This window comes from Pseudomonas sp. P5_A2_2, from assembly GCF_054177685.1.
This window is the reverse complement of record NZ_JBGCUL010000970.1, coordinates 1-1,648: the sequence shown is the minus strand read 5'-3', so window position 1 is coordinate 1,648 and position 1,648 is coordinate 1. Positions and strand designations below refer to the sequence as shown.

Below are 1,648 nucleotides of genomic sequence, written 5' to 3'. Positions count from 1 at the left end.
GCTGAGCGGAGTCTGGAACGACCGACCAGGCCTGCCGAACGAACCGATCTACCAGCACTTGCCACCACAGGCGACCGTCAGCCGTGGCGAAAAACTCGCCAAACTGCGTGAAACCCTTCAGGCGCGGGGTGCCGACTGGCATTTCATCGCCACCCTGGATGACATCGCCTGGCTGTTCAACCTGCGTGGCGGCGACGTGTCGTTCAACCCGGTGTTTGTTTCTTTCGCCTTGATCAATCAGCAACAGGCCACGCTGTTTGTCGCCTTGAGCAAAGTCAGCGCCGAGTTGCGCGCCATCCTCGAACAGGACGGCGTGACCTTGCGCGATTACAGCGAAGTCGCCGCCGCACTGCGTGCCGTACCGAGTGGCGCGAGCCTGCAAGTCGACCCGGCGCGGGTCACGGCGGGGTTGCTGGACAACCTCGACAGCGGGGTGAAACTGATCGAAGGCCTGAACCCGACCACCCTGGCCAAATCGCAAAAAAGCCTGGCCGATGCCGAACACATCCGTCAGGCCATGGAACAGGACGGCGCAGCGCTGTGCGAATTCTTCGCCTGGCTGGACTCGGCACTGGGCCGCGAGCGCATCACCGAACTGACCATCGACGAAAAACTCACCGCCGCCCGTGAGCGCCGTCCGGATTATGTGTCTCTGAGTTTCAACACCATCGCCGCGTTCAACGCCAATGGCGCGATGCCGCACTACCATGCCACCGAAGAAGAACACGCGGTGATCGAAGGGGATGGCCTGCTGCTGATCGACTCCGGCGGCCAGTACCTGGGCGGGACTACCGACATCACGCGGATGGTGGCGGTGGGCACACCGACCGATGAGCAAAAGCGCGATTGCACCCGCGTGCTCAAGGGCGTGATCGCCTTGTCCCGCGCGCAGTTCCCGAAAGGCATCCTGTCGCCGCTGCTCGATGCCATCGCCCGTGCGCCCATCTGGGCGGAAAGTGTCGACTACGGTCACGGCACCGGTCATGGCGTCGGCTACTTCCTGAACGTCCACGAAGGTCCGCAAGTCATCGCTTATCAGGCCGCGCCTGCACCGCAAACCGCGATGCAACCCGGCATGATCACGTCCATTGAGCCGGGCACCTATCGTCCGGGCCGTTGGGGTGTACGGATCGAAAACCTGGCGATGAACCGTGAGGCAGGCAAAAGCGAATTCGGCGAGTTCCTCAAGTTCGAAACGCTGACCCTGTGCCCGATCGATACGCGCTGCCTGGAAACCTCGCTGCTGTCGGACGAGGAAAAACAGTGGTTCAACGCCTACCACGCCGAAGTGCGCGAGCGCCTGAGTCCGTTGGTCGAGGGTGCTGCACTTGAGTGGCTGAACACTCGCACTGCGGCTATCTGATCGGCGCAGCTATTGGTTCCTGTGTAGCTCAGGCGCGTTATCCAGCGCCTGAGCCATAAAGTCGACAAAGGCTTTGACCCTGGCGGATTGCCGACGATTCGCCGGGGAAACGGCATGTATCGGCAGCGACAGCGTGCTGTAATCCTGCAGAATCGCGACCACCCGGCCAGCATTCAGGTCTTCGCTGAACAACCACACCGGTGACAGCGCAATTCCCAATCCCCCCAGCACCAGTTCGCGGATCGCCTCGGAATTGTTGCTCTGTGCATTGCCCTTGATCCACAC

At 61.8% G+C, this 1,648-nt stretch carries 2 protein-coding genes; one reads left to right on the top strand and one right to left on the bottom strand.

Annotation, left to right across the window (positions count from 1 at the left end):
• The coding region (locus ACXRVY_RS27880; RefSeq protein ID WP_458238822.1) for an aminopeptidase family protein P at window positions 1-1,363 on the top strand (1,363 nt) is incomplete at its 5' end.
• A gap of 9 nt (window positions 1,364-1,372) precedes the next feature.
• Here the strand turns inward: ACXRVY_RS27880 and ACXRVY_RS27875 are convergent.
• A partial coding sequence (locus ACXRVY_RS27875; protein ID WP_458238821.1) for a LysR substrate-binding domain-containing protein occupies window positions 1,373-1,648 on the bottom strand: 276 nt, incomplete at its 5' end.